Source organism: Rhizobacter sp. P2_H2 (assembly GCF_056403375.1).
Genome location: NZ_JBFUFP010001391.1, coordinates 1 through 1168, shown reverse-complemented (window position 1 = coordinate 1168; position 1168 = coordinate 1). Strand labels below are relative to the sequence as shown.

General features: G+C 60.9%; 1 protein-coding gene. It reads left to right on the top strand.

Annotated features, from left to right (window positions below):
- On the top strand, positions 1–727 hold a 727-nt coding region (qatD, locus tag AC1D15_RS33350), incomplete at its 5' end, for a Qat anti-phage system TatD family nuclease QatD (RefSeq protein WP_477829438.1).
- Positions 728–1168 lie beyond the last annotated feature (441 nt).

Here is a 1168-nt window from a genome sequence, read left to right as displayed (position 1 = left end):
CTTCCACTCCCATCTCGACCTCTACCAAGACGGACTGGCGCTGGCGCGTGAGGTCAACGAGCGCAACGAGTTCACTCTTGTCGTGACCACCAGTCCCCGCGCCTACACTGCCACCTCGCGGGTGTTCTCAGGCCTGCAGAACATCAAGGTGGGCCTGGGGCTGCATCCAGAAGTGGCGGAGGCGAAAGCCAAGGAGGTCGATGCACTCGTCGGAGGCGTGGCTGGAGCACGATTCATCGGCGAAGTTGGCCTGGATGGATCGCCTCGATTCCGAACGAGCCTTGCTCTGCAGGAACGCATCTTTCGAGCAGTCCTTGCCGAGTGCACTCGTCAGGGGGGTAGGGTCATCAGTATCCATTCGCGTGGAGCGGCTGGGCGAACGCTCGAACTGCTTGCCCAGGCTGGTTTGGTGGGATTGCCTGTCATGCACTGGTTTTCGGGTGGAGCCGCAGAGCTGCAAGCGGCCACGCGATTAGGCTGTTGGTTCAGCGTTGGGCCCGCGATGCTGACGGGGGACAAGGGGCGCGGCTTGGTGGCGAGGATGCCGGTTGATCGAGTGCTGCCAGAGACTGATGGGCCGTTCACCTCCGACGGCGGGGCTCCTCTAAAGCCATGGGATGCATGGAAGGTGTGCGGAGTGCTGGCCGAGATTTGGTCGATGTCGCTGGCGGAGGTCGAAGCTAAGTTGATGACCAACCTCCATCGACTGCTCAATGACCATGCTTAACGTCGACTCCACCTACCACCACTGGTCCATCTCACCTCCAATGGCGCGTCGTTCAGCGTCKTCGTCGTGCGAGATAGAAGGGGCTGTCACGTTTTGAACGATGAGGGTAAGGATGATCGCTTGTATTGGTTGGGGCTCGCTGGTCTGGGACCCCGGTGTACTCCGCTGTGTGGGCGACTGGAGGTCCGATGGCCCAGAACTGCCCGTCGAGTTCGCAAGAACCTCGAAGAACGGGCGGTTGACGCTGGTCTTGACACTTGGTGCCCGGGCGGTTCCTACGCTTTGGACTGAGATGGACTATGGTTCACCGGAGGAGGCCCAATCARCTCTTGCTGGTAGAGAGGGGTCGCCGATCCACGCTGTTGGACTATGGCCTGGACCTGCTCCACGACATTCTCATGGCGCTGACCTCATCGCCTCCTGGGCAGCAACTCGGAACGT